The sequence below is a fragment of the Saccharothrix sp. NRRL B-16348 genome (genome assembly GCF_001280085.1).
Classification (GTDB): domain Bacteria; phylum Actinomycetota; class Actinomycetes; order Mycobacteriales; family Pseudonocardiaceae; genus Actinosynnema.
In genome coordinates this window covers 1-6,578 of the sequence record NZ_LGED01000038.1, presented here as the reverse complement: position 1 = coordinate 6,578, position 6,578 = coordinate 1, and the positions used below count along the sequence as shown (strand labels likewise).

Below are 6,578 nucleotides of genomic sequence, written 5' to 3'. Positions count from 1 at the left end.
AATCCCCCCCCCCCCCCCCCCCCCCCCCCACCCCCCCCGCCGTAGCCGAAACCCTCCACTCCGGCCACCCACCGACCAACCACCCACCCAAAGCCCCCACCGCCACCGCCCCCAACCCAAACCGACTCCGCCCGACCCGATCGTGCTCCAACCACCAACCAAGCGACGTCCCGGAACCACCAACCACCACCGGAGGCAACCAACCCCCGGCAGCCCCACCAACCCACATCGCCACCAACAACGGCAAGACATAAAAGTTCTCCGGCACCACCCACAACAACCCAAGCCCAACCCCCACTGACACAACCGCCACCACCACCAACCTCACCGCATCCCCCTCCACGCCCCGTGGCCCTCACCCAACAACACCCCAACGGACCCGCCACCGCCCCGCAGAGGCCCGATTTGACATGGGTTCGGGTGCTTTAGGCTGGTCGAAGCCGGCAGGCCTGGGAAGCCGGCAGGCCTGGCGGGACGCTTTACCCCGCCGGGCCTGCCGGCTTTGGCCTGCCTGGAGTGCCCGTAAGGGCCCCATGTCAAATCGAGCCGAACTCAACCACCGAGCCGGAACCGAACCGACCCCGACCCACTCACTCCAGCACGATCAACAAATCCCCACCCTCAACCTGCTGCACCCCACGCACCGCCAGCCGCTTCACCCGCCCAGCCTTCGGCGCCGTGATAGCCGCCTCCATCTTCATCGCCTCGATCGTCGCGATCGTCTGCCCGACCTCGACCTCTTCGTCCTCCGCCACGCTCGGCGTGACGACCCCGGCGAACGGCGCCGCGACGTGCCCGGGATTGCCCCGGTCCGCCTTCTCCGCCACCGGCACCTCGGCCGCGATCGACCGATCCCTCACCTGGATCGGCCGCAACTGCCCGTTCAACGTCGCCATCACCGTGCGGATGCCGCGCTCGTCCGCCTCACCGATGGCCTCCAGCCCGATCAGCAGCCGCACACCCGGCTCCAGGTCGACCTGGTACTCCTCCCCCGGCTTGAGCCCGTAGAAGAAGTCCTTGCTGCCCAGCACGCTGGTGTCGCCGTAAGCGTCCCGGTGCGCCAGGAACTCCTTCGTCGGCGCCGGGAACAGCAGCCGGTTCAGCGTGGCGCGCCGGTCGTCCTCCAGCCCCTTCACGTCGTCGTCGGTCAGCTCCGCCACGCCCTTGGGCGCGGCACGTCCCTGCAACGCCTTGCTCCGGAACGGCTCCGGCCACCCGCCGGGCGGGTCGCCCAGCTCACCGTGCAGGAACCCGATCACCGACGCCGGGATGTCGAACCGGCCCGGGTCCGCCTCGAACTCCTTCGGCGAGACACCCGCTCCGACCAGGTGCAACGCCAGGTCGCCCACCACCTTGGACGACGGCGTCACCTTCACCAGCCGACCGAGCATCCGGTCGGCCGCCGCGTACATGGACTCGATCTCCTCGAACTTCTGCCCGAGCCCGAGGGCGACGGCCTGCGTCCGCAGGTTGGACAGCTGCCCGCCGGGGATCTCGTGCGAGTAGACCCGGCCCGTCGGCCCGGGGATCCCCGACTCGAACGGCGCGTAGACCTTGCGCACCGACTCCCAGTACGGCTCCAGGTCGCACACCGCCCGCAGGTCCAGCCCCGTGGACCGCTCCGTGTAGTCCGTCGCGGCGACGATCGCCGACAACGGCGGCTGCGACGTCGTGCCCGCCATCGACGCCACCGCGCCGTCCACCGCGTCCACCCCGGACTGGATGGCCGCGAGGTACGTGGCCAGCTGCCCGCCCGCCGTGTCGTGGGTGTGCAGGTGCACCGGCAGGTCGAACTCCTTGCGCAGCGCCGTCACCAACCGCGCCGCCGCCGGCGGGCGCAGCAGACCCGCCATGTCCTTCACCGCGAGGACGTGGGCGCCGGCGCCGACGATCTGCTCGGCCAGCTTCAGGTAGTAGTCGAGCGTGTAGATCCGCTCGTCGGGGTTCGAGAGGTCCGAGGTGTAGCACAAGCACACCTCGGCCACCGCCGTGCCGGTCTCGCGCACCGCCTCGATCGCCGGCCGCATCTGCTCCACGTCGTTCAGCGCGTCGAAGATCCGGAAGACGTCGATGCCGGTCTTCGTCGCCTCCTCGACGAACGCGCTGGTCACCGCCTCGGGATACGGCGTGTAGCCCACCGTGTTCCGGCCGCGCAGCAGCATCTGCAACGTGATGTTCGGCACCGCCGCGCGCAGTGCCGCCAGCCGTTCCCACGGGTCCTCGGCCAGGAACCGCAGCGCCACGTCGTACGTCGCGCCGCCCCACGCCTCCAACGACAGCAGCTGCGGCGCCATCCGCGCCACGTGCGGCGCGATGGCCAGCAGGTCCTTCGTCCGCACGCGCGTCGCCAACAACGACTGGTGCGCGTCGCGGAACGTGGTGTCGGTGACGGCCAGCGCCTTGCTCTCCCGCAGCCAGCGGGCGAAGCCCTCCGGCCCCAGCTCGTCCAGCTTCTGCTTCGACCCCGCCGGCGGCTCGGCGTTCAGGTCGACCACCGGCAGCTTCACCTTCGGGTCCACGACGGACGGGCGCGGACCGTTCGGCTTGTTCACCGTCACGTCGGCCAGGTAGGTGAGCATGCGCGTGCCGCGGTCGGCCGAGTGGCGGGCCGTCAGCAGGTGCGGGCGCTTCTCGATGAACGACGTCGTGACGCGACCCTCGAAGAAGTCCGGGTCGTCCAGCACCGCCTGGATGAACGGGATGTTCGTCGACACGCCGCGGATGCGGAACTCCGCCACCGCGCGCCGCGCACGCGCGACCGCCGCCGAGAACGTCCGACCGCGGCACGTCAGCTTGACCAGCATCGAGTCGAAGTGCGCGCCGATGACCGTGCCCGCGCCGGTCGTGCCGCCGTCCAGCCGGATGCCCGAGCCGCCCGGCGACCGGTAGGCGCTGATCATGCCGGTGTCGGGGCGGAAGCCGTTGGCCGGGTCTTCCGTGGTGATGCGGCACTGCAGGGCCGCGCCGCGCAGCTGCACGGTCTCCTGGCTCAGGCCGAGGTCGGCCAGCGTCTCGCCACCCGCGATGCGCATCTGCGACTGCACCAGGTCCACGTCGGTGACCTCTTCGGTGACCGTGTGCTCGACCTGGATGCGGGGGTTCATCTCGATGAAGACGTAGTTGCCGTGCGGGTCGAGCAGGAACTCGACGGTGCCGGCGTTGCGGTAGCCGATGTGCCGGGCGAACTTCACGGCGTCGGCGCACATCCGGTCGCGCAGCTCCGGGGCGAGGTTGGGCGCGGGCGCGATCTCGATGACCTTCTGGTGCCGGCGCTGGACCGAGCAGTCGCGCTCGAACAGGTGCATCACGTTGCCCTCGCCGTCGGCGAGGATCTGCACCTCGATGTGCCGCGGCTCGACCACGGCCTGCTCCAGGAACACCGTCGGGTCGCCGAACGCCGACTCCGCCTCGCGTGACGCGGCTTCCAGGGCTTCCCTCAGCACAGCGGGCTCTTCCACGCGCCGCATACCGCGCCCGCCACCGCCCGCGACGGCCTTGACGAACACCGGGAACGCGATGTCCTCGGCGGCCCGGACCAGGGCGTCGATGTCGCTCGACGGCTCGCTGGACTTGAGCACGGGGAGGCCGGCCGCCCGGGCCGCGGCGATCGCGCGTGCCTTGTTGCCGGTCAGCTCGAGCACGTCCGAGGGCGGGCCGACGAACGTGATGCCGGCGTCCGCGCAGGCCTTGGCCAGCTCGGGGTTCTCGGACAGGAAGCCGTAGCCGGGGTAGACCGCGTCGGCGCCCGCCTTGCGCGCCGCCTTGATGATCTCCTCGACGGACAGGTAGGCCCGGACGGGGTGGCCGGGCTCGCCGATCTCGTACGACTCGTCGGCCTTCAGCCGGTGCAGGGAGTTGCGGTCCTCGTGGGGGAAGACGGCAACCGTGCCGGCGCCCAGTTCGTAGGCAGCGCGAAAGGCCCGGATCGCGATCTCGCCGCGGTTGGCGACAAGAACCTTGCGGAACATGCGGCGTTCCCTCCCGGTTACTCGGCGAGTCCCGCCCGAGCGCGGGCGGGACTCGATGAATCAAGGCACGCTACCGTGCGCTTCCCGCCCCTCGGGAGTTCCATCTCACGTGACGGACGTCATCGTGATCGTTCACTCTCCCGGTCAAGGCAGGCGCGACCTGGGATCACGCCCCGGGATTCTCCCTTGCGAGGTCGTCTCGCGCAGCCCCCGCGCGTGGGGCACGCGTGCGGCGGATTGACGGCGGCGCGGCCGGGCCCATACCGCACCACCTGCCGACCGCGGCTCACCCCACACGGTGGATCACCGACTCGTTACGGTGCGTTCGCTGCATCGGGTGACTACGGCCGGCGACTTCTCGGTAGGGTTGCCCCCATGGCCGGGGCTGAAGGGACTGGGCAGCCTGCTGCCCGCACCCATTTCGACGTCGTACTGCGCGGGTACAACCAGCGCCAGGTGAACGAACGGGTGACGCGGCTCGAGTTCGACCTCAAGAACTCGAACCGGGCCCGGGACGCGGCGTCGGCCCAGGTGGCGGAGCTGGGCAAGCTCCTCAACTCCACCCGCGCCGAGCTCGACAAGGTCAAGTCCCAGCTCGGCAAGCTGGCCACGAGCCCCTCCAGCGCGTCCAACGTCACCGAACGCGTGCGCGTGATGATGACGTTGGCCGAGGAGGAGATCGCCGACATCCGCAAGGCCGCGCTGGACCAGGCGAACGCCACCCGCGCCGAGGCGGAGCGCGCGGCGGCCGAGGGCAAGGCGGCGCACCAGCGCGCGATGGGCGAGCTGGAGGACCGGCGGCGGCAGCTGGAGGCGGCCCACCAGCAGCGGACCACCGAGCTGGAGCGGCAGTACGACGAGCGCCGCGCCGAGCTGGAGCGCTCGCACGAGGAGCTGCGGACCAAGCTGGCCGCCGAGCACGAGGCGTTGATGGCGGAGACCCGCGCCGACCGCGAGAAGCTCACCAAGGACTTCGAGGCGAAGACGGCGGAGCTCGAGGCGAAGCGGGTCGAGCTGGAGCAGAAGTACAAGGGCTACCACGACGACCTCGACAAGGAGTACGACGAGCTGCGCACCAAGCTCCGCAAGGAGCACGAGGTGCACGTGGTCGAGGCGAAGGCCGAGGCCGTGAAGCTCCTCGAAGCCGCTCAGGCCGAAGCGGCGGCGCTGCGCGCGGAGACCGAGAAGACGGTCGCCGAGCTGGAGTCCGAGGCGCTGGCCAAGGCCGAGAAGACGATCAGCGAAGCCAACGCGCGTGCCGAGCAGACCGTCACCGAAGCCGACGCCCACGCCGAGAAGACCATCACCGAGGCGAACGCCCACGCCGACCGCCGCACCACCGCGGCCGACCAGAAACTGGCCGAGCTGCACCGCGTGCACCGCGCGTTGAGCGAGCAGTTCGCCGCCGCGCAGGAAGCGGTGTCCCTGGCGGTGGCCACGCTGACGCCGCTGGACGAGGAAGCCGCGGCCGACACGGCTGCCGGCACCGACGCCGCCCCCGACACGGCTGCCGGCGCCGACGCGTCCACCGACGCACCCACCAAGCCCGCGACCGCCAAGCCCGCACCGGCAGCCGCACCCAAGCCCGCAGCTGCCAAGCCGGCCGACACCAAACCCGACACCAAACCCGAGGCGAAGCCCGCCGCCAAGGCCAAGAACGTCGACCCGTCCGAGCAGCCGACCACCCAACTGCCGGTCCCCAAGGGCAGGCAGTCCCGGTAGTCCCGGGCCGCTACTGGGGCAGCTGGTCGGCCGGCACGACCTCACCCTGCGCCGGCACGGCGATCTCGACCGGCTCGCCCCACCCGCTGAACCGGGTCGTCGACTGCTTCACGACCTTGCCGTCCAGCTCGAACCGGTACTCGGCCCGCACCGGCGCGCTCGTGTCGTCCACCCACACCGTCGCCGAGATCTTCACGCCGTACTCGGCCAGCTGGGTGTGCTGCAACTGGATGTCCTGGTCCTCGATGACCTTCGCCATCTTCAACGCGTCGACCACCAGGTCGAACCGCGTCACCGGCACGCCGTCCACCTGCTCGGACGACCTGCCCACGATCAACGCCGCCCTCGGCTGCACGTAGTCCAGCTCCGCGCCCGGCTCGGCGCTCGGCCCGAAGCCGCGCAGCAACGCGGACACCTCGCCACCGCTCGCCGACGGGTAGAAGCCCCACTTCTTGCCTTCGGGCATCGGCGCGCCCTCGACCTGCACGTACGTGCCGTCGCGCACGACCACCAACGCGATCTTCTTGGGCTGCCCGCCGGTCGACACGTCCATCGTCATGGCCCCGGTCACGTCGTCGCCGTCGCGCCGCAGCGTGCCGTCCACGACGTTGCGGACCTCGGTGGCCTGCCCGTCCGACGCGAAGCCCTCGGTGTGGAACGTCGCCGTGCCCAACTCGGCCCGCCGCTGCTCGATGCGCTCGGCGAGCACCGCCAGATCGCCCTTGGGCAGCGAAGACGTGGTCGGCGCCTGATCACCGGCGGGCGCCGCCGTGCAGGCGACGAGCACCAACGGAACCAGGGCGAGCAGGAATCGGCGCACGAGCCAGGGTAACCGGCAGGCACCCTGCGCCTCCCCGGCCTCCCCGCACCCCGCACCCCGCACCCCGC

At 71.0% G+C, this 6,578-nt stretch carries 3 protein-coding genes; 1 reads left to right on the top strand and 2 read right to left on the bottom strand.

All coding sequences use genetic code 11. The features are described 5' to 3' along the window. Positions 1-590: 590 nt before the first annotated feature. A complete protein-coding gene (locus tag ADK67_RS07055; protein ID WP_053715580.1) occupies positions 591-3,968 on the bottom strand; it encodes a pyruvate carboxylase in 3,378 nt (1,125 codons plus the stop codon). Positions 3,969-4,343: 375 nt separating this feature from the next. Between ADK67_RS07055 and ADK67_RS07050 the strand changes: the two genes are divergently transcribed. Next, a complete protein-coding gene (locus ADK67_RS07050; protein ID WP_082403277.1) occupies positions 4,344-5,690 on the top strand; it encodes a hypothetical protein in 1,347 nt (448 codons plus the stop codon). A 10-nt stretch (positions 5,691-5,700) separates the two neighbouring features. On the opposite strand, the gene ADK67_RS07045 is transcribed toward ADK67_RS07050, so the two are convergent. Beyond that, on the bottom strand, positions 5,701-6,578 hold an 878-nt coding region (locus tag ADK67_RS07045; RefSeq protein WP_231648059.1), incomplete at its 5' end, for a hypothetical protein.

Bases quoted from the DNA above. Each gene is read 5' to 3' on its own strand.
- ADK67_RS07055 (WP_053715580.1), bottom strand. From the start codon at position 3,968: ATGTTCCGCAAGGTTCTTGTCGCCAACCGCGGCGAGATCGCGATCCGG.
- ADK67_RS07050 (WP_082403277.1), top strand. From the start codon at position 4,344: ATGGCCGGGGCTGAAGGGACTGGGCAGCCTGCTGCCCGCACCCATTTC.